The organism is Ruegeria sp. C10 (assembly GCF_056537805.1).
In genome coordinates this window covers 226863-247835 of the sequence record NZ_JBQFSC010000004.1, presented here as the reverse complement: position 1 = coordinate 247835, position 20973 = coordinate 226863, and the positions used below count along the sequence as shown (strand labels likewise).

Annotated in this window: 19 protein-coding genes; 8 read left to right on the top strand and 11 right to left on the bottom strand. The window is 56.5% G+C overall.

Annotated elements, in window-relative coordinates:
- Position 1: 1 nt before the first annotated feature.
- The 8 genes from ybgF (at position 2) to ACR0DE_RS17505 (ending at position 8856) form a co-directional block, all read left to right on the top strand.
- Positions 2 to 832, top strand: a complete 831-nt coding sequence (ybgF, locus tag ACR0DE_RS17540; protein ID WP_480754658.1) for a tol-pal system protein YbgF — start codon at positions 2 to 4, stop codon at positions 830 to 832.
- Positions 829 to 2082 (top strand): tRNA lysidine(34) synthetase TilS, encoded by a 1254-nt coding sequence (gene tilS, locus ACR0DE_RS17535; RefSeq protein WP_480754472.1) that lies wholly within the window; start codon positions 829 to 831, stop codon positions 2080 to 2082. Before ybgF ends, tilS begins: the two co-directional genes overlap by 4 nt.
- A 77-nt stretch (positions 2083 to 2159) precedes the next feature.
- Entirely contained in the window at positions 2160 to 4076 is a 1917-nt protein-coding gene (ftsH, locus tag ACR0DE_RS17530) for an ATP-dependent zinc metalloprotease FtsH (RefSeq protein WP_170424311.1), read from the top strand.
- A gap of 95 nt (positions 4077 to 4171) precedes the next feature.
- Positions 4172 to 4747 carry an MOSC domain-containing protein gene (locus ACR0DE_RS17525; RefSeq protein WP_170511399.1) on the top strand — a complete coding sequence of 192 codons (576 nt, stop codon included), beginning with the start codon at positions 4172 to 4174 and terminating at the stop codon, positions 4745 to 4747.
- Between the two features lie 166 nt (positions 4748 to 4913).
- On the top strand, positions 4914 to 6590 hold the full coding sequence (locus ACR0DE_RS17520) for a formate--tetrahydrofolate ligase (RefSeq protein WP_170404366.1): 1677 nt from the start codon (positions 4914 to 4916) through the stop codon (positions 6588 to 6590).
- Positions 6591 to 6647: 57 nt separating this feature from the next.
- Positions 6648 to 6953, top strand: a complete 306-nt coding sequence (locus ACR0DE_RS17515) for a chorismate mutase (protein WP_170404363.1) — start codon at positions 6648 to 6650, stop codon at positions 6951 to 6953.
- Positions 6954 to 7006: 53 nt separating this feature from the next.
- Complete coding sequence (gene folD, locus ACR0DE_RS17510; protein WP_170612115.1) at positions 7007 to 7897, top strand: bifunctional methylenetetrahydrofolate dehydrogenase/methenyltetrahydrofolate cyclohydrolase FolD; 891 nt, start codon at positions 7007 to 7009, stop codon at positions 7895 to 7897.
- Positions 7898 to 8121: 224 nt separating this feature from the next.
- Positions 8122 to 8856, top strand: a complete 735-nt coding sequence (locus ACR0DE_RS17505; protein WP_170397371.1) for a LytTR family DNA-binding domain-containing protein — start codon at positions 8122 to 8124, stop codon at positions 8854 to 8856.
- A gap of 3 nt (positions 8857 to 8859) precedes the next feature.
- On the opposite strand, the gene pdeM is transcribed toward ACR0DE_RS17505, so the two are convergent.
- The 11 genes from pdeM to ACR0DE_RS17450 form a co-directional block, all read right to left on the bottom strand.
- A complete protein-coding gene (pdeM, locus tag ACR0DE_RS17500) occupies positions 8860 to 9522 on the bottom strand; it encodes a ligase-associated DNA damage response endonuclease PdeM (RefSeq protein WP_480754470.1) in 663 nt (220 codons plus the stop codon).
- Between the two features lie 40 nt (positions 9523 to 9562).
- Positions 9563 to 11974, bottom strand: a complete 2412-nt coding sequence (locus tag ACR0DE_RS17495; protein ID WP_480754469.1) for a ligase-associated DNA damage response DEXH box helicase — start codon at positions 11972 to 11974, stop codon at positions 9563 to 9565.
- Between the two features lie 49 nt (positions 11975 to 12023).
- Positions 12024 to 13331: an ATPase gene (locus ACR0DE_RS17490; protein WP_170397365.1), complete on the bottom strand. Its 1308-nt coding sequence runs from the start codon at positions 13329 to 13331 to the stop codon at positions 12024 to 12026.
- Positions 13332 to 13447: 116 nt separating this feature from the next.
- A complete protein-coding gene (locus ACR0DE_RS17485) occupies positions 13448 to 13993 on the bottom strand; it encodes a prepilin peptidase (RefSeq protein WP_480612752.1) in 546 nt (181 codons plus the stop codon).
- A 3-nt stretch (positions 13994 to 13996) separates the two neighbouring features.
- Positions 13997 to 14848 (bottom strand): tetratricopeptide repeat protein, encoded by an 852-nt coding sequence (locus tag ACR0DE_RS17480; RefSeq protein ID WP_170397362.1) that lies wholly within the window; start codon positions 14846 to 14848, stop codon positions 13997 to 13999.
- 30 nt (positions 14849 to 14878) lie between these two features.
- Positions 14879 to 15421: a tetratricopeptide repeat protein gene (locus ACR0DE_RS17475; protein ID WP_480503818.1), complete on the bottom strand. Its 543-nt coding sequence runs from the start codon at positions 15419 to 15421 to the stop codon at positions 14879 to 14881.
- Positions 15422 to 15473: 52 nt separating this feature from the next.
- On the bottom strand, positions 15474 to 16451 hold the full coding sequence (locus ACR0DE_RS17470) for a type II secretion system F family protein (RefSeq protein WP_170397360.1): 978 nt from the start codon (positions 16449 to 16451) through the stop codon (positions 15474 to 15476).
- An 11-nt stretch (positions 16452 to 16462) separates the two neighbouring features.
- Complete coding sequence (locus ACR0DE_RS17465) at positions 16463 to 17431, bottom strand: type II secretion system F family protein (RefSeq protein WP_170397358.1); 969 nt, start codon at positions 17429 to 17431, stop codon at positions 16463 to 16465.
- 12 nt (positions 17432 to 17443) lie between these two features.
- Positions 17444 to 18883, bottom strand: a complete 1440-nt coding sequence (locus ACR0DE_RS17460; protein ID WP_170564707.1) for a TadA family conjugal transfer-associated ATPase — start codon at positions 18881 to 18883, stop codon at positions 17444 to 17446.
- Positions 18884 to 18900: 17 nt separating this feature from the next.
- A complete protein-coding gene (locus ACR0DE_RS17455) occupies positions 18901 to 20133 on the bottom strand; it encodes a CpaE/TadZ family protein (protein ID WP_170424297.1) in 1233 nt (410 codons plus the stop codon).
- Between the two features lie 201 nt (positions 20134 to 20334).
- Positions 20335 to 20961 (bottom strand): OmpA family protein, encoded by a 627-nt coding sequence (locus ACR0DE_RS17450; RefSeq protein WP_170818072.1) that lies wholly within the window; start codon positions 20959 to 20961, stop codon positions 20335 to 20337.
- Positions 20962 to 20973: the final 12 nt, after the last annotated feature.

Here is a 20973-nt window from a genome sequence, read left to right as displayed (position 1 = left end):
GATGCGAATTGCAGGTTTGGTTCTGGCGGCGGTCGTGACCGTCGCTGGTATGGCACAGGCACAGGATCAGCAGACTTTGGCGGATATCCGTCAGGAATTAACCGTACTGCATGTGGAAATTCAGCGTCTCAAGCGCGAGTTTTCAACCACTGGGTCCCCCGCGCCAAACCTGTCTGGCAGTTCCGTGCTTGAGCGCGTTGATGCGATCGAGGCAGAATTGCAGCGCCTGACACGCCAGACCGAGCAGTTGAACCAAAGGGTGCAGAATGTCGTGACCGATGGCACCAACCGTATCGGTGATTTGGAGTTTCGTCTGGTTGAACTTGAAGGCGGTGATCTGAGCGCGTTGGGTGAAACCTCAACGCTGGGTGGTGAGACATCGACCGATGTGGCTGTGGCACCCACCCTCAACCCTACGCAACCCACGGTCACTGATCAGGGTGAGCTTGCAGTCGGTGAACAAGCGGATTTTGATGCCGCTTCGCAGGCCCTGGTGGATGGAGATTTCCAGACCGCGGCCGATCTGTTTGCGCAATTCGACCAGTCCTATCCGGGCAGCCCGCTGGCGAGTCAAGCCAACCTGCGGCGCGGGCAGGCGCTGAAAGGGGTGGGCGATACACGCGAAGCGGCGCGCGCCTTTCTGGCCAGCTTCACGGGCGACTCCGAAGGGCCTCTGGCACCCGAGGCGTTGTTTGAGTTGGGCGCAGCGCTTGGACAGCTGGGCCAAACCGATCAGGCTTGCATCACTCTCGGCGAAGTTGGCGTACGATTTCCGGCATCGGCACCAGCTGCTTCGGCCACACAGGAAATGGCAACGCTGGGCTGTTCTTGACCTCTGACGCCGATACGCTTCGGGCCAATTTGCGGGCAGGTCTGCCCGATCCACTGCCGCGCCGTCTGGGGGTGGCGGTTTCAGGGGGCAGTGATTCGACTGCCCTGTTGCGATTACTTGTTGATATCGCGCGACAAGAGCAGATCGAGCTGTTTGCGGCGACCGTTGATCACGGCCTGCGAGCTGAATCTGCGTCAGAGGCCTTGGCCGTCGCGACACTGGTGCAGCGCTTAGGCATTCCTCATGAAACGCTGAAATGGCAGGGGTGGGATGGATCCGGAAATCTGCAGGATCAGGCGCGGCGTGCGAGATACCGGTTGCTGGTCGCGTGGGCCGAATCGAAGGGCCTAGAGGCAGTTGCGCTGGGCCACACGGAGGATGATCAGGCTGAAACGGTACTGATGCGGCTGGCCCGTGCTTCGGGCGTTTCGGGGCTTTCGGCCATGGCTGTATCGCGAAAAGAAGGTCGGGTCACATTGCTGCGCCCATTGCTGTCCACGACACGCTCCGATCTTCGGGAATATCTGACTGCGCAAGGTATTTCGTGGATTGATGATCCGTCGAATCAGGACCCTCGTTTTGACCGGATCAAAGCCCGCCAGGCACTTTCCGGATTAAATCAAATCGGGATCACGGCAGAGTCATTATCACGGGTCGCTGAAAATATGGCGCAAGCGCGTGAAGCATTGGCGCAATACGCGCAAGAATCCGCTTTCCGGTGCATGACGGTGACGGATGGCGATCTTTGCATTGATCGCGAAGGTTTCGAAACTCTGCCCGAAGAAATCCGTCGTCGGCTTGTGATCGCGTCGGTTTCATGGATCGTGGGAGGAGAGTATCCGCCACGACACAAAGCGGTTGATCAAGTGCTGGATTCGATATCGTCTGCTCAGACGGCCACCCTGGGGGGCTGTATTTTTACCCCGGAAGGCAAAAAAACTTGGGTTTGCAGAGAGCTAAACGCCGTCAGCAATCAGCACGCGCGCCCCTCAGAACCTTGGGACAGGCGTTGGATTATATCCGGGCCAAAAACTGAAGTTGCGGAAATCCGGGCGCTTGGTGAGGATGGTATATTGCAGCTGGAAAACTGGCGCTCTGTGGGCAAACCTCGCGCTGCAGTGTTGTCGACGCCCTCGGTCTGGGCCGAAGGCATGCTATTGGCGGCACCTCTGGCCGGTTTTGCAAACGAATGGCGGGCCGAACTGCTTCCAGAAAGGTCCGACTTCGATGCGGTGATTTTATCTCATTGAACCTGCCACAATCCTCTCTATTTTAAGGAACAACCCCGGCAGGTCCCCACCTGCCGAAACCTTTCGGGAGATTTTCCTTGGGCAACGCTCGCAACATCGCCTTCTGGGTCGTTCTGTTTCTGCTGATCCTGGCACTGTTCAACCTGTTCAGTGGACCCAGCGGGTCGCTTCAGAACAATGAACGCACCTATTCCGAATTCGTCAGCGCCGTGGACGCCGGAGACGTCACCAGCGTGACGCTGGATGGCGAACAGATCCGCTATCGCACGAATGAGAATCAGGACTTTGTCACCATCAAACCCACCGATGCCGAGGTGACGAAGCTGCTGATCGACAAGAACATCCCCGTACGTGCTGAAAAACAGCAGCAATCGGGTTTCCAGTCGTTCCTGATCACGCTGCTGCCCTTCCTGCTGCTGATCGGTGTCTGGGTCTATTTTATGAACCGGATGCAGGGTGGCGGCAAAGGTGGCGCGATGGGTTTTGGCAAGTCCAAGGCCAAGATGCTGACCGAAAAGCACGGCCGGGTGACGTTCGACGACGTTGCGGGCATCGACGAGGCCAAGGAAGAGCTGGAAGAGATCGTGGAATTCCTGCGCAACCCGCAGAAATTTTCGCGTTTGGGCGGTAAGATTCCCAAAGGCGCGCTGCTGGTTGGCCCTCCGGGCACTGGTAAGACGCTGCTTGCCCGTGCGATTGCGGGCGAGGCAGGTGTGCCGTTCTTTACGATCTCGGGTTCCGATTTCGTTGAAATGTTCGTTGGTGTTGGTGCATCGCGTGTGCGTGACATGTTCGAGCAAGCCAAGAAGAACGCGCCTTGTATCGTCTTCATCGACGAAATTGACGCCGTGGGGCGCCATCGTGGTGCTGGCTATGGCGGCGGTAACGACGAACGCGAACAGACTCTCAACCAGCTGCTGGTTGAGATGGACGGTTTCGAGGCCAATGAAGGCGTGATCATTCTGGCTGCCACCAACCGGAAGGACGTTCTGGACCCCGCGCTGCTGCGTCCGGGCCGGTTTGACCGTAACGTGACCGTCGGCAACCCCGACATCAAAGGCCGTGAAAAAATTCTGGGCGTTCACGCGCGCAAGACGCCTCTGGGTCCCGATGTCGACCTGCGCATTATCGCGCGCGGCACGCCGGGCTTTTCGGGCGCTGATCTGGCGAACCTCGTGAACGAGGCCGCATTGATGGCCGCCCGCGTCGGTCGTCGCTTTGTCACCATGGAGGACTTTGAGAACGCCAAAGACAAGGTGATGATGGGGGCCGAGCGCCGTTCGATGGTGCTGACGCAGGACCAGAAGGAAAAAACCGCCTATCACGAGGCCGGCCATGCCGTTGTGGGTCTGGAACTGCCGCTGTGCGATCCGGTCTATAAGGCGACCATCATTCCGCGCGGTGGTGCGCTGGGTATGGTTGTGTCACTGCCCGAAATGGATCGTCTGAACTATCACCGCGATGAGTGTGAGCAGAAGCTGGCCATGACTATGGCAGGCAAGGCCGCCGAGGTGATTAAATACGGCGAAGATCACGTGTCGAACGGCCCTGCGGGTGATATCATGCAGGCCAGCCAGTTGGCCCGCGCCATGGTGATGCGCTGGGGCATGTCGGACAAGGTCGGCAACATCGACTATGCCGAGGCGCATGAAGGCTATCAGGGCAACACCGCCGGGTTCTCGGTATCGGCTCATACCAAAGAGCTGATCGAAGAAGAGGTAAAGCGCCTGATCCAGCAAGGCTATGAACGCGCGCACAAGATCCTGACCGACAAGAACGAGGAATGGGAGCGACTGGCGCAAGGCCTGCTTGAGTATGAGACCCTGACCGGCGATGAGATCAAGCGCGTCATGAATGGCGAACCGCCCACCGAAAGCGATGATGAGGGTGACAGCCCCGATGAGGGCAACGCCCCCAGCGTAACTGCCATCCCGAAGACCAAGTCCAAGAAATCGCCGCCAGATGGCGGTATGGAACCAGAACCCACTGCATAATTGCAAAACTCGGAGCCAGCCTCCGGGTTTTCTCTTTTCATCAGGGCTTTGCTAGGCATTATGCCTGCTAACCTGTGATTGAAGGGGGGCGCCTCATGCCATTCTTGCGTGAAACAGAATATTCAGCCGAGGTGGTATGGCTGGGCCATGTTCCAGCAGGCCAGTCTTTGCGGGCCAAGCCTGTCAACGATTTGGACCTGAATTTTGATGGCGTTCAGGGGGAACGGCATCAGGGGCTCAATAGGGCGTCCTGTGTTCGAGTAGCGAATCTCTATCAAAAGGGCACCGAGATCCGGAATGTGCGGCAACTGTCAGTGCTGTCGGCAGAGGAATTGGGTGATATTGCGGCTGAGATGGAGTTGGCAACGCTTGATCCGTCTTACCTTGGGGCTTCGATTGTCCTGAAGGGCATTCCCGATTTCTCTCATATCCCTCCATCTTCGCGGTTGCAGGCCGAGAGCGGTTTAACGATCACTGTGGACATGGAAAACGCCCCCTGCGTTCTTCCGGGCCGTGAGATCGAGGCGGATCACACTGGTTACGGGGCGGCATTCAAACCTGCGGCCAAAGGGCGACGCGGGATAACGGCTTGGGTTGAACGCCCGGGGGCTCTGAAACGCGGCGACAAGATGCAATTGTTTGTGCCGGATCAGCCCCTTTGGAACCCATAGGTTCAATCCGTTTCCGATTTGCGCATTACGATTTCTCGCAACGCCGTTTCGCGGCATGAAAATGTCGGAATCCTTAGCCATCAGAGTTGTGTACGTCAGTATATGTTGCGCAGCGCCGACGCCCGTGCGTCGGTTTTGCACGGAATTCAATCAGGGACCCTGCCCAATGAGCTACAAATCCGACATTGAGATTGCCCGCGAGGCGAACAAAAAGCCGATTCAGGAAATCGGCGCGAAGCTGGGTATCTCCAGCGATGATCTGCTGCCTTACGGCCATGACAAGGCCAAAGTCAGCCAGGACTTCATCAACTCGGTACAGGACCGCGAAGACGGCAAACTGATCCTGGTGACCGCGATCAACCCAACTCCCGCAGGTGAAGGCAAGACCACCACCACCGTAGGTCTGGGCGACGGCTTGAACCGCATCGGCAAGAACGCGATGATCTGTATCCGCGAAGCTTCGCTTGGCCCGAACTTCGGCATGAAGGGCGGCGCCGCAGGTGGCGGTTACGCGCAGGTTGTTCCGATGGAAGAAATGAACCTGCACTTCACAGGTGACTTCCACGCCATCACCTCGGCCCACTCGCTGCTGTCGGCGATGATCGACAACCATATCTATTGGGGTAACGAGCAGGAAATCGACACACGCCGCGTTGCATGGCGCCGCGTCGTCGACATGAATGACCGTGCTCTGCGTCAGATCACGGCGTCTCTGGGCGGCGTGTCGAATGGTTTCCCGCGTGAAGCAGGCTTTGACATCACCGTGGCGTCCGAAGTCATGGCGATCCTCTGCTTGGCAAACGACTTGAAAGATCTGGAGAAGCGTCTGGGCGACATTATTGTTGCTTACCGCCGCGACAAGACCCCGGTTTACTGCCGCGACATCAAGGCAGAAGGCGCTATGACGGTTCTGCTGAAAGACGCTATGCAGCCGAACCTGGTGCAGACGCTGGAAAACAACCCGGCCTTCGTCCACGGCGGCCCGTTTGCAAACATCGCGCACGGCTGTAACTCGGTTATCGCAACCAAAACCGCTCTGAAAGTGGCCGACTATGTTGTCACCGAAGCGGGCTTTGGTGCTGACCTCGGTGCCGAGAAGTTCATGAACATTAAGTGCCGCAAGGCGGGTATTGCTCCGTCGGCAGTGGTACTGGTTGCCACCGTGCGCGCGATGAAAATGAATGGCGGCGTGGCCAAGGCTGACTTGGGCGCAGAAAACGTCGACGCTGTGAAATCAGGTTGTGCCAACCTGGGTCGTCACATCGAAAATGTCAAATCCTTCGGTGTTCCGGTTGTTGTCGCGATCAACCACTTCGTCACCGACACCGATGACGAAGTTCAGGCGGTCAAGGACTACTGCGGCGAGCATGGTGTTGAAGCGATCCTGTCGCGTCACTGGGAGCTGGGTTCGGATGGCTCTGCGCCTCTGGCCGAAAAAGTTGTCGAAATCGTCGAAAATGGTGCCGCGAACTTCTCACCGATCTACCCAGACGACATGCCGCTGTTCGAGAAGATCGAAACTATCGCCAAGCGTATCTATCGCGCCGACGAAGTTCTGGCCGACAACAAGATCCGCAACCAACTGCGCGAATGGGAAGAAGCGGGCTATGGCAACCTGCCGGTCTGCATGGCGAAAACACAGTACTCGTTCTCGACCGACCCAACCCTGCGTGGCGCGCCCACCGGCCATTCGGTTCCGGTGCGTGAGGTGCGCCTGAGCGCCGGTGCTGGTTTCATCGTCGTTGTCTGTGGTGAGATCATGACCATGCCCGGTCTGCCGCGCAAACCGGCAGCCGAAACCATCTGCCTTAACGACGCAGGTGAGATCGAGGGCTTGTTCTAAGCGCTCAAATAAGACATCTCGTGGTCCGGGGATATCCCCGGGCCGCAGGAGACCAAAATGCCCACTCTGATACCTCCGCAAGACTGTCATTCGATGCAGGAATTGCGGCCTCAGATCGACAAGCTGGACCGCCAATTGATTGGATTGCTGGTAACGCGCGCAACCTATATCGACCGCGCGTCGCAGCTGAAACCCGGCGAGGGCCTGCCCGCCCGCATCCCGGAACGTGTCGAAGATGTGGTGCAGCGCGTCCGCAAGAGCTCGGATGAGTTGGGTATGGACCCCGATCTTGCCGAAAAGCTCTGGCGTATACTGATTGATTGGTCGATTGCCCGCGAAGAACGCGTGCTCGGCCCAGACTGAAGAAACGGGCGCCTAGTGCGCCCGATCCGTTTTGTGAAAGAAGGGATCAAAGAATGGTAGCGCAGGTTATCGACGGAAAGGCCTTTGCCGCCAAAGTGCGCGCGCAGGTGGCTGACCAGGTTGCAAAGCTGAAAGAAGAGAACGGCATCACCCCCGGTCTGGCGGTGGTTCTGGTGGGCGAAGACCCGGCCAGCCAGGTCTATGTCCGTTCAAAGGGCAAGATGACCGTCGAGGTCGGCATGAACTCGTACGAGCACAAGCTGGATGTGGACACGTCCGAGGCGGACCTGCTAGCGCTGATTGACAAACTGAACAATGACCCTGCGGTGCACGGCATTCTGGTGCAACTGCCGCTGCCCAAGCATCTGAACGAAGATCTGGTGATCAACACGATCGATCCGGCAAAGGATGTGGACGGGTTCCACATCTCGAATGTGGGCCTGCTGGGAACAGGTCAGAAGTCAATGGTGCCATGCACTCCGCTGGGCTGTCTGATGATGTTGCGCGATCACCACGGCTCTTTGTCCGGCATGGATGCTGTAGTGATCGGTCGGTCGAACATCGTGGGTAAGCCGATGGCGCAGTTGCTTCTGGGCGACAGCTGCACCGTGACCATCGCGCATAGCCGCACCAAAGATCTTCCCGATGTTGTACGCCGTGCTGATATTGTGGTCGCCGCAGTTGGTCGCCCCGAGATGGTTCCGGGTGACTGGATCAAGGAAGGCGCAACCGTGATCGATGTCGGCATCAACCGGATCGAACGCGACGGCAAGAACAAGCTGGTTGGCGACGTTGACTACGCCACTGCGGCAGAACGCGCTGGTGCGATTACCCCTGTTCCCGGCGGAGTTGGCCCTATGACGATCGCCTGCCTTCTTGCGAACACGCTCACCGCGGCTTGCCGTGCAAACGGCTTGCCTGAACCTGAAGGTCTGACTGCTTAATAGCAGCCTCGGTGTTCAATTCGGGCGCAAGGTCAATGATTGAATTGGCCGGAGAGCGAAAAGCTCTCCGGCCTTTTTCATTAGATTAGGATATTTATATAACTACATCTTGACTTGACCTAGCGTCGGTCGGTGATAATCCTTCTATTCCAGCCGTTTAAGGGGTTATAATCCTGTCTGTTCGTGTTTCATGGTTTTACCTTTGGCGAGGTGCGTTACCTGGTATGATGAAGCTGAGTCCGATCTTCTCGTTAATAAGCCTTCAACGGGTAGTGGCCGGCCTCGTTTTTATTCCTTTATTGGCGTATTCCTTTGCCCCCTTTCGGGATATGACACTGCCATTCAGTCAGCGGATGGTGTTCTGGACAGGTGTTATGCTGCTCGCGCTTGCAGCGACTTGGTCGGCTGGAAAGCTGGTACGCGAACGGCTAAATCGATCCGGATTGCTGGTCCGTGATTTTGCCTTCGTCCTGTTGATCCTGACATTGTTTGCACCATCACTGTGGTTTCTGACCTGGATTCTGTTCACGCTAAATGGATTGATGGCACCGGGCATATTGAAAGTCGCCCCTTATGGTCTTCTCTTCGCCACCGGACTTTTGCTGGTGCGTCAGCGGGAAGAAACCGCAGCACCGGTATTCGAACCCAGACCACGTCTTTTCAATCGTTTGCCCGCCACTTTCGAGGGGCAGGTTTATCGGTTAACCGTGCGCGATCACTATGTCGACGTGGTCACGTCCGATGGTACGTTTACAATCCGCTCGCGCTTTACCGACGCGATTGCCGAGATGGAGCCGGTACAAGGCCATTGTACGCACCGTTCACACTGGGTCGTGGATTCGGCGATTGTTGGGGTCGAAAAAGAAAAGGGAAAATCCTTTTTGCACCTAAGCAACGGCGATCAGGTTCCTGTCAGCAGGAAATACAAGCAACAGCTCGTGGACGACGGGTTGCTCTAGAACCTATCTGGGCATCGGGATGAGTTGAGGCTGCGCACCGGTCAGAATTGCCCGCGCATCCGGCGCCATGATGCCGCTCAGAGCCTCTGCTGAACTGCGCAACCCCCCTGTGTAAGCGCCATAAGCTGGAAGGATCAGACGTGATTGATCCAACAAAAAAGCCGGGCGGGTGATCGAGCGCCCTCGGGCATTCAGGTTAACTTTAGGGTGGTAGTGGCCCGAGACTTCACCTGCACTGTTTTGCTGGGCGATATGGCGAAAAATTAGATCGTGGCAAGCCCACTCGGACAGATGTGTGCCGCCCATTTCTACCGGGCCGGGGTCATGGTTCCCCTCGATCCAGATCCAACGTCGACCAGCCTGCATTGCGGTGATCTGTTGCCTATCCTCGGCAACCAACGCGCCCGAGGCATCGAGATCGTCAAAGCTGTCCCCCAAACAGATGACCGTCGTGGCACCGGTACGGGCAAGATCACTTGCCAATCGGGTCAATGTTTCGCGGCTGTCATACGGCGGCAAGGTCGGGCCGCCTCTGCGGGCGATCCGTTCGGATTTGCCTAAATGCAGATCGGAAACACAGAGCAAGCCCTGTTCCGGCCACCATAGTGCGCCCGACCCAAGCGCAGTCAGGTCTTGGCCGGAAAATGAAAACGCGATCTTGTTCATGATCCGTTCTTCATACGATTTTGCGGATTGCGCAAGTGGTTTATGCCGGTTGCAATCCGGCCGCCTGCAGTAAACGGGCACTTTCTTCCGCAAGCAGGCGTTCCTCGGCTTCACCCTTGACGGGGACTTTGCCAACTTCGAGGAACAGAGGCGCCGCCAGGGGTGAGACGCGGTCTAGCCGCAGCAGGTCAATCCGGTCTCCGATCCGGGCGACCATGGCTTCGATCCGTCCGAAATCGACCAACCCGCGCATGGCCTCTTCGCGGGTGATTTGCATCAGCAGATGTTCAGGATCGTATTTCAGCAAGGTGTCATAGAGGATATCTGACGAAAATGTCGCCTGCCGACCACTCTTGCGCTGCCCACCAGTGTTGCGTTCGATCAAGCCCGCGATTGTGGCCGAAGCACGAAATGTGCGTTTCATCACGGCGTTACCCGCCAGCCAAGTCTCCAATCCTTCTCGTAGCGCGTCCAACTGAAATAGTGGGCGCGGATCGGTCACCGCATCCAGCCCCCAGATTAAGGTGGCATAGTCAGTGGCTACAAATCCCAGCGGCGCAAGGCCGGTTTCCTCCATGCGTTTGGTCAACAGCAAGCCCAGCGTCTGTTGCGCATTGCGGCCGGCAAATCCGTAGACGCATAGATGCTCGCGCCCCCTGTCAGGGAAGCTCTCAATCAACAGGCGGTCACTTTGCGGCAGGCGTGATATCTCGCGCTGAAGACCCAGCCATTCGGCAGTATGTCCGGGCAGTTGAGGCCAATCCGGCTGTGCGAACATCCGTAGGATTCGGTCGCTCAGCTGGGTGGACGTGGCGAACTTAGTACCCGAAAAGGTCGCGATCTTGGGCTTGCGGTCAGCGCGGCGGCTGACCTCGACCACCATCTCTCGCAGACCCTCATAGCGGACGATCTGACCACCGATCAGAAAGGTATCACCAGGGGTTAGCGAGGCCGCGAATCCCTCCTCTACCTCACCCAGAGGCTTGCCCCCGCGTTTGCGCTTAAGCCGAACCTTCAGCGTGTCGGTGTCCTGAATCGTGCCAAGGTTCATGCGGATACGCTGTGCCGCCCTCGGGTCGCGCAATTGCCAGGCTCCATCCGGGCGCTGCTGAAGCCTCTGCCACCGATCATAGGCTCGCAGGGCATATCCACCGGTGGCGCAGAATTCCAAACAGGCATCGAATTCAGCACGGGTGATCTGCGCATAAGGCCCGGCAGCCGTCATTTCGGCGTAGAGTGCATCTGCATCAAACGGTCCCGCTGCGGCGGCGATCAGAATATGCTGGCACAAAACGTCCCTGGGTCCTGGCCCGCGGGGGTCGCCATCCAGATCATGTTCTTGCACAGCTTCCAGTGCAGCAACACATTCGACCACTTCGAACCGGTTGGCTGGGACGAGAATAGCTTTGGAAGGGGCATTGTAGCGGTGATTTGCGCGCCCGATCCGCTGCACTAGCCGCTTGACGTTCTTCGGCGCGCCGATCTGGATCACCAGATCCACATCGCCCCAGTCGATCCCCAGATCGAGGCTGCCGGTGCAGACAATTGCCCTCAGATCACCCCTGACCATCGCAGCCTCGACCCGTTCGCGTTGTTGCCGATCCAGGCTGCCGTGGTGAATGCCGATGGGCAGAGCGTCGTCGTTGGCGAGCCAGAGGTTGTGAAAGAAAATCTCGGCCTGCGCCCGAGTATTGTGAAAGATAAGTGTCGTCTTGTGCTTTTTGATCTGCTCCATCACAGCGGGGATGGAATAGGCTGCGCCACCGCCCGACCATGGCGGCATCTCTTGTGTTTGCAGCATCGAGATATCGGGGTCAGGGCCGGGATCAGCCTGAATAACTCGGCAAGGATCGGGATTGCGGGCTAGAAATCGTGCGATGCCTTCGGGGTCTTCAACCGTGGCGGACAAGCCTACGCGGCGCAGATCGGGGCAGAGTGTCTGCAATCGTGCGAGCGCCAGCATCAATTGATCACCCCGTTTGCTTTCTGCAAGTGCATGTATTTCGTCGACAACAATGCGCTGGACCCCAGCAAACATGCGCGGAGCATCTTCGTATGAAGTAAGTAACGCCAGACTTTCGGGCGTGGTCAGCAGGATATGTGGAGGATCGGCGCGCTGGCGTTTCTTCTGCGTGGCCGATGTGTCGCCGGTGCGATCTTCGATCCGAATTGGCAGGCCGATTTCCTCGACGGGAACGCGCAGATTGCGCCTGATATCCGCTGCCAGCGCCTTGAGAGGAGACACATAAAGCGTGTGCAATCCGTCATGCTGCCCCTGCGCCAACTCGGCCAGGGAAGGCAGAAAACCGGCCATGGTTTTGCCGCCACCAGTTGGAGCGATAAGAAGGGTCGCGGGATCATTCGCCCGCTCAAACATTTCCTGCTGATGCGGATGAATCGACCAGCCTTTGTTCGAAAACCAGTTTTGGATTGCCGGGGGAATCTGCACCATCCGGCAAACCTAGCGCAGCCCTCAGGCCATGGAAACCAGGACAAGGGGATCAGTGAATGATCTTTTCTTCCTTCACGAACATGTTGGCCCAGGCTCGGTCGATCAGGTCCGGACTCATCTGATACGGGATACCCTCAAACTCGCAGATTGAGATCATCTGGTCGATCAGGAAGATCGGCTGATAGTTTGCGTAGATGTTGTTGATGGTCGGGTATTTGACCTTCAGCAAATGCACCAACGCCGCCTCGTCTAGTGGCATACCGCGCTTGCGGGCGACCATGGCAAAGATCTTCAGGAAATTCTCTTGGTTCGGGCCGTCGATTTTGATCTTGAAGAAAATCCGGCGCAGGGCCGCTTGGTCGAAAATCTCATTCGGGTGGAAGTTGGTCGAAAATATAACCAGCGTGTCGAATGGTACTTCGAACTTCTCACCCGATTGCAGGCCAAGGATATCCTTGCTTTCTTCAAGCGGAACAATCCAGCGGTTGATCAGGGCCTGAGGGGGCTCTGCCTGACGTCCAAGGTCGTCCACGATGAAGATGCCGCCGGTGGATTTCAGCTGCAAAGGCGCCTGATAGGTACGCGCGGTGGGGTTGTAGACCAAATCCAGCATGCTCAGTGACAGTTCACCACCAGTCACAACGGTGGGGCGTTCGCATTGAACATAGCGAGTGTCGAACCGCTTGCGACGGCGCAGACTGTTGGGATCGTCCTCTTCTTGCTCGATCGCGGTGTGCACGATCGGGTCGTAGACCGTAATCACCTGACCGGCATATTCGATTGCGCGCGGAACATAGACGTTGTCCCCCAAAGCATCACGAATGCCGTTCGAGATCGAGGATTTACCATTGCCCGGAGGGCCATACATCAGAATTGAGCGACCGGCGCTGACCGCCGGGCCCAGATGATCCAGCAGGCTGTCGGGCAGAACAAGATGGCCCATCGCGCCGGTTAGCTGGTCGCGGGTGACTTGAATGTTGCGGATCGACTGGCGCTTGACCTGCTCGCGGTAAACATCGAGCGGCACGGGCATCGCGCCGAAATACTCAGACTGGCTCAACGCGTCCAGCGCCCGGGCCTTGCCTGCATCGGTCAGCTGATAGCCCATTTCATTGCCGGAGTTGGCGTTCAGAGTCCCGGTCGCTTCAAGCAGTTTCTGCTCGCGTGCGATATCAACTAGTTCCTGTGTCACGGACCCGGGCAGACAGATGGCACCCGCAATTTCGCTGACCGTATCCACGTTCTTGCGAAAGACGGTCTTCAACAGAATGTCCCGCATCATCACCAGCGGAAGTTGCATTTCTCCCAGGCCTTTAGGGGCAGGGGGGGCAATCACAGAGGAGGTCTGCATATTCATGAGCGGGGCTCGTCCATCCAAAAATCACGCAAAAGGCCCTTGCGGGGCCGCTTTGGAAGAATTTGGCGCGGATTTGTGGCAGGACAAAGGCGCGGGCAAGGCGCGCTGATGATTGTTCACGATCCGTGGATTATGCCCAAAATCAAATAAACAACGAGGCTGCCAGCCAGCGTCAGACCCATAGGGAACTGTTTGCCGCGATCCCAGCTTTCCCAATGTGGTGCGATCTGGCGCAGCCGGGTGTATTTCGCCAACCGGTGGGCAAAGAACGCTCCCAGCAGAGTTGCCGTCAGAATCACCATGACCCACATCAGGTCACCGACCCAGACAAACGCTGCGGCAGCGGCGCAGAACTTCGCGTCTCCGGCCCCCATCACCCCAGCTGCATTTAGCACGATGCCGATAACAAGAACGACAACCATGTGAAGCAGCTGCCATCCGTAGACAGGCAGGGTCAGGGTTAACGGCCCGATGTTGCCGGGGATCCACGGACCGGACCACGGTGGCAATGCGATAAGCCCGACGATGAGATAAACAACCGCCAGCGCGATGACCGCGTGGTTCTTGATCCGCATCTCACGCATATCCGTAAAGGCAACGTAGAAACAGATCGGCAGAACAAAAGGTAGTAACCACGCCGCCGCTGCCGCTGGTATGATCATGGATCAGGCGTCCTCAAGGGCCCGAAGCGAGCGGACCGCCTCGTCATAATGCTGCGGGTGGGTGGAAATCGCCTCGCGATAGAGGTTCTTGGCCAGGTTGATATTCCCCTGTTTCACGGCTGAAATGGCCATGGTGTTCAACAGTTTCGCCCGTTCGGTCTGCGTCATTGGGACGACAGGAACGCTGTAGTTGCCCTGTGCGCTGCGCGCCAGAACAAGGTTGTTTTTGGCGGTAAACATAGAATTGTCCTGCCGAATCGCGTCGGTAAACAGCCGCTCAGCTTCCGCATATTGCCCGCGCGTCAGTTTGGAATAGCCCCAGTTGTTCATGACTCCGGCAGGGCGGGTCGTCAGGCCCACTGCGGTTTCGTAATAATGGTCGGCGCGATTCCAGTCTTTTTTGGCATCTGCCACCAGCGCTTCAAGCCGATACCGTTTAAAGGTTTCATATGTAGGGGGGATCTTGTCCAATGTCGCCTTTGCGCCGTCCCAGTTGCCGCTGCGAATCTGCGCATCAGCGTATTCGACACGGTCGGCGTTGTTGGCCCCTTTCATGCTCAGCACTCGTTTCCACGCGGCGGAAGCTTCAGTGCTGCGCTTGGCACGGGTCAGCGTGATCGCTAGTCCTCGTTGCAGGTCGATGCGGTCGGGGTTCTTGGCGGCCGCACTTTGGAAATAGGTCACCGCCTCATTGGGATCGGCCGCATTCAGCATCACGTCATTCAGGTTGGTCTCGTCGATAACGTTCACTTCCTGAAAAGTACGTTCAACCTTTTCCTCTTCGGTTTCCTTTGCGCAGGCGGCCAAAACCAGCCCGCACGCCAGCATCGTCGGAATCAAGAAGGGTTGGCGCATTTTTGTGCGTCCTTTACTGCTCTGCCTCTATTACTGGATTTTACGCAGAACAAATTGCCCGTTGCCGCGCTGCTCCAGTTCAAATTCTTGTTCTTGAGGGGTATTATTAACAGGATTTTCCATTTTTGCGAGTGCTAACCGCAGATTGTCGCGGATTGCGTCACTTTCGCCATTGTCCAGCGCATAGGCTCTGCGGAACATCTGCGCGGCTTCGGCATATTCGCCCGTTTCCACCAAGAAGACACCCAGGTTGTTCCATGCCACAGGCCACTCGGGATCGTCCTCGACAGCACGACGCAATAGCGGTTCAGCTTGGCCAATCCGGCGCAATCCCAAATTAGCTGTCCCAAGCGAAGTCAGGATTTGCGGGGTCATACCCTGTTGCAACGCGGCACGGGTGAAGGATTCAAGTGCAAGCTCATATTCGCCCGCCGCCATCAATCGGTTTCCGACCGTCACCTCATCTACCGCAGGCCCATCAGGATCGACGCCAGGGGCAAACGGATCGTCTGTCGCGCCTGTTTCAGTGCAAGAGGCCACCATGGTGAAAACCATGGCGGCCGGAATTGTCATACGAAGGTGCCAACAACCTGATTTGGCAACCCAGCGAAGAAGCGGGAAGGCGTTATCGGTTTCCAAACTCCATAATACCTTTTGCCGAAGGTCCAACAAGGATGACCAGCAGAGGAGGGACGGTCAACATCATTGTCGCAAGCGTCATTTTGGTTGGCAACTTATTCGCTGCCTCTTCGGCGCGCATCACGCGTTTGTCACGCATTTCATCGGCATAAACCCGCAACGCTTCGGCAATGGATGTCCCGAATGTCGCTGATTGGATCATCACGGTGACGAACGCACTAACGTCCTGAACGCCGCATCGCGTCGCGAAGTCGCGCAAAACGGTGTCCTTTTCTTTACCGGCTTTCATTTCGTAGGCGACAACCTCGAACTCAAGCGCGATGTCTGGGTAAGATGCTTTCATCTCAGACGCGACCCGTACAATGGCCTGATCCAAGGACTGCCCGGCCTCGACGCATACCAACATCAGATCGAGCGTATCAGGGAAACCATTTACGATCGCTTCCTTGCGTTCCTCTACGCGCCGCGTGATCCAGTATTTGGGCACGAAGTAACCCGCAATACCAGGTCCCAGAACGCGAATGAGGATTTGTGTCGAGTCAAATTCCTGATCGCCCGCAAACACGGTAACCAGCGAGACGCCGATCAGGATCCCGATTATGCCCAATGCGAACTGAGCGAAGTGATAGAAACGAACCGCGTCCTTGGACTGATAGCCGGCTTGCCTCAACTTGAGTTGAACGGCGGTATACTCTTCTTCGTTCTTTGGTTCTAGAAAGTTGGCGAACTTCTCAAGCTGTTCGTTCCGGCTGGCTGTTCTGAGACGCTCTTTCTTTTCTTTCTTGTTGTTTTTTGGCGGTGAATTTGACCGCTGCAACTTCTTTAGTGGGTCTTCCGGCTGGTTCAGCATCAGCGGGATTGTGACCAGGATCATGAACAATCCCAAAACGCCCACGACAATCAGCGGACCGAATTCACCCAAGTTCTGCTTCAACAGCTCATTGATCTGGTTCAAAAATTCCATCTTTGGGCCTCTTAAACCTTAATGTCGGTCAGGATACGCATGACGATCAGGTTCAGGGTCAGCGTGATGCCGACAAAGAAACATGCCGGAATGAAAAGCGGATCGTCGATTACGGCGTCGTAGTAGTTCGGGTCCTTAACCATGATGAACAGAAGACAGGCGACCGGGAAACCCGACAGGAATTTGCCCGACCATTTGGCTTCGGCGGTGATAGCGTTCACCCGGCGGAACAGTCGGAAACGTGCGCGGATCACCTTGGCCAAACCGGCCAAAATATCGGCAAGGTTACCCCCCGATTGTTGCTGGATCGAAACGGCGACGGCCAAAAACCGTAAATCCTGCATGTCCAGCCGCTCTGCCATATCTTTGAGTGCTTCACCGACATCCCGGCCATAAGCGGATTCATCCGAGATAACACCGAACTCTGTCGCAAGGGGGTCCTCGACCTCGTTAGCAACGATTTGGATCGAAGAAACAAATGGGTTTCCGACACGAAGTGACCGAACCATCAGTTCCACCGCATCGGGCAATTGTTCTTCAATCAAGGCCATGCGTTTATTGGCTTTGTTATTGACCCAAGCGTACACCGCTCCGACCCCGATCGCGACCGATAGAGCCGCCCGAAGCGTCGGTTCGGTCGCTGTTCCTACGCTCAAACCTACAAAAGCCAGCCCTGAAACCAGCGCCATGATCACAATCAACTGCCGAGGAGAGAAGGCGATCGCCGCCTTCTGCGCCTTGTCTGCCAATAGCGAGTAGAGCGGTATGCTCTGCGACTTCATGTGCTGCTGCATTTCCTTGCGCAGCTGCTCCAGTACTTGCTCGCGCCCGACGCCCTTATCGATCATGTCCAGCCTGCGATTGACGCGGCTGTTCAGGCTGATCGATTTTCCGAATGCGACGAGATAGATACCTTCGACCAGGGCAAAGACCCCGACGAAAATCACGATGTAGATGAGCGCCTCGACAGGCAGTTGCATATCTTGGTTCTCCTACATCGTGGTTGGATCGTAGATCGAGGCGGGCAGATCGAAGCCCCACAGACGGAAGCGCTCGGAATAGTGGCTGCGCACACCTGTGGCGGTGAAATGACCGATGATCTTGTTGTCGGGGGTCAGGCCAACACGTTGAAATTTAAATATTTCCTGCATCGAGATGACGTCACCTTCCATGCCGGTAATTTCGGTGATTGATGTCATCCGGCGCGAACCATCCTGCAGACGGCTGGCCTGAACGATCAGATTCACAGCCGACGAGATCTGGCTGCGGACCGCTTTGATCGGCATTTCGATCCCCGCCATGGCGATCATGTTTTCAAGACGCGAGATGCCGTCACGGGCCGAGTTCGCGTGGATCGTGGTCATTGATCCGTCGTGGCCGGTATTCATGGCCTGCAGCATATCGATCACTTCGGCGCCACGGGTCTCGCCCACGATGATGCGGTCGGGGCGCATCCGCAGGGCGTTTTTCAAACAATCGCGTGGACTGACCTCGCCTTTGCCTTCAACGTTGGGCGGACGGCTTTCCATCCGACCCACATGGGTCTGCTGCAGCTGAAGTTCCGCAGTATCCTCAATGGTCAGAATGCGCTCGGCGTCGTCGATAAAGCTTGACAGCGCGTTCAGCGTTGTCGTTTTACCGGAACCGGTACCGCCCGAAACAATGATATTCAGACGAGTCGACACGGCGGCTTGCAGATAGGCTGCCATTTCTTCGGTAAACGCACCGAAATTGACCAGATCGTCGATGCCGAGCTTGTCTTTCTTAAACTTACGAATGGAAACAAGCGAACCATCCACCGCGATCGGCGGCACCATCGCATTGAAACGTGAGCCATCAGCCAAGCGGGCGTCAACATACGGGTTGGATTCATCGACACGGCGACCAACGGCAGAAACGATCTTGTCGATGATCCGCATCAGGTGCTTTTCGTCTTTGAACGTGATGTCGCTGATCTCTAGCTTACCGGCCCGTTCGACAAAAATCTGCTGGGGGCCGTTGACCAGAATATCGTTGACCGAGTCGTCTTGTAGCAGCGCTTCCAGCGGCCCGAGGCCAGTGACCTCGTCATAAAGCTCTTTGTTTAGCTGGCTGCGGTCTTCACGGTTCAGAACGATGTTGCGGGCTTCCAGAACTTCGCTGGCAATCGCGCTGATTTCTGTCCGCAGTTCTGATTCTTCAGCTTTTTCAAGGGCTGCGAGGTTCAGGTTTTCAAGAAGCTCGCGGTGCAGCTCAAGCTTGATTTCGCCCAGCCGTTCCTTGCGCTTGCGTTCCTTGTCGTTTCCACCAACTTCTGCCGCCTTTTTCTTGACCGGCTTGCGCGCAATTGCGTTGGCAGCTGGTGCCGCAGCTGCTGCTGCCGGGGCCTCGACTTTCGACGCCTGGGTTTCAACCGGCTGTGCCGAAGGCTGTTTTTTGTATCTTGAAAACACGGCAGCTCCCCTTTGAGTTATGCGGCTTCGGCGTCACTACTGCCAAGGCTATGAAGCGATTGAGCCAATTTGGCGATTTCCCGGCGCAGCGGGTTCTTGGCCGCTGAATTTGCCAGCGGTAAACCGTGGTCGCCGCTTTGCATGACGGGTTTGCCGCCATCGGGCAGAAGCAGATCAATGGAAATACCCAGACTTTCACCCATACGTTTAACCCGGCTTTTACCGTTGAGATCGGTAAATTTAGGAGCCCGGTTCATAGCAAACCGCAGTTTGTTGAAGGGTAATTCTTCGGCCTGCAGTGCCCGTTTCAGACGCAATGCGTTCTGGGCCGAGCGCATATCCAGCTCAAGCAACGCAAAATAGACATGGGCGGCCTGCAGAACCGTTTCTGACCAGTGAACAAGTGTTTTTGGCATGTCTATGACGACATAATCAAAATTCGCGCGTGCGGTGTCGATCACACGCTGAATGTCCTCAGGCGTGATGATGTCCAGCGGCACCATGTCAGATGGTGCCGTTAGAACTTGCAGTTTCTCTTCAAACGTCTGGAGCGCCTGTCCAAAGGAGTCTTCGTCCATCGAATCCGTATCTGAGAGCATTTCGAACACGGCTTCATGACGAGGCAGATCCAAATAGGTCGAAACAGTGCCGTATTGCAGATCCAGATCGATCAGGCACACTTTCGGGGCTTCTTTGGCTGAAACCGTTGCAAGTTCCCATGCCAGATTGACCGCCATGGTTGTAGAACCGACACCACCTGCCAGGCCCTGCACGACAAAAAGCGCCCCTTCTTTCGAGGAGCCGTTCGTCGCAGTGGGCGCTGCTTGTGGTGCCACAACCGGATCGGGTTGTTGCATACGATCGATGGCTTCCTGAAGTTCATTTTCGGGAAGCGGGTAGGGGACAAACTCGTCCGCACCTCTGCGTAGCAGCTGATGCAATGCGGCAGGGGTGACATCCTCGGCGATCAAGACAACCTTGATGCCTTTTTCCTTGGCCTGAGTGATGATCTCACCCATCAGTGTCAGGTTGTCTTCATCATCGCCGTCCAGCGCCAGCGCTACAAATTGAAGCGTCTTGGCTTCGGGTTGGCTAAAGAACGCAAGCGCTTCGGCAAATCCAAGATCACCCCATCGTTCGCCCAGCGCAGCTTCCATATCCTCGATCAAAAGGTCGAAGTTCTGGACATCACGGCTGATGGTACAGGCCAAAATGGCGTTATTATCGTCTTGCGGCGTCGCGCTCGTCATTAACACAATCCTCATCGAGAGGGCTGAGCAAACCATTTGAACGCGAGAAGATTCAGTTCTGGTATGCTGTCGCCCGATGCGGTCGATTTTGGCCGCAGGTCACCCAATTGTTCACAAAGTGGCTTGGAAGTTAGGCAAGAATTGGGCGCAAAAGAACCAATTGTAGGGAAATGGGCGACAATGCCGCCCATTTCCTATTTATTAGTCGCTGGTACCACCGGCGTCTTCTTGCCGTTGGATATCGCTTATCGGGATCGCGCTTGAGATGTATTCGCGATAGATCACGTCCGCATATTTTCCATCCAGAATATTTGGATGCCGATCGAAGAAGCCCGATACCTCGGTCACTGTCCGCCGATTGCGTCGATCCCGATCTTGGGTGGCAACCAACGGCCTGGATTTACCAAAGGAAACAACGGCTTCCAACCGTGAGCGCGATATTCCTTGTCGTGTCAGGAATGCAACGGCGGCATTGGCGCGGCGCTGGCCCAATCGCTTGTTATATGCGTCAGAGCCAACGGCATCCGTGTGCCCATAGACACGGAACCGCGCCTCGGGGAACTGTTTGATCCAGGCCGCCTGCTGCAACAGGATTCGTTGCGCCGAAGCGTCCAATTGCGCGCTATCGAAGGCAAAGTTGATCTGTGTTGGCACCTCGGCAGCGAAACGCCGCGCGAGGATTTGGCCATACGTCAACTCACCATTCATGACCTGAATGTTGTTCAGTGTAGCGTTACCAAACGTGCCCTGATCGATTTCGTACCCGGCCTCGCGTGTACAACCGGCGACAGCAACCGAAAGACCCAGTGTGATGATCCACTTTTCCATTGGTTCTATCCT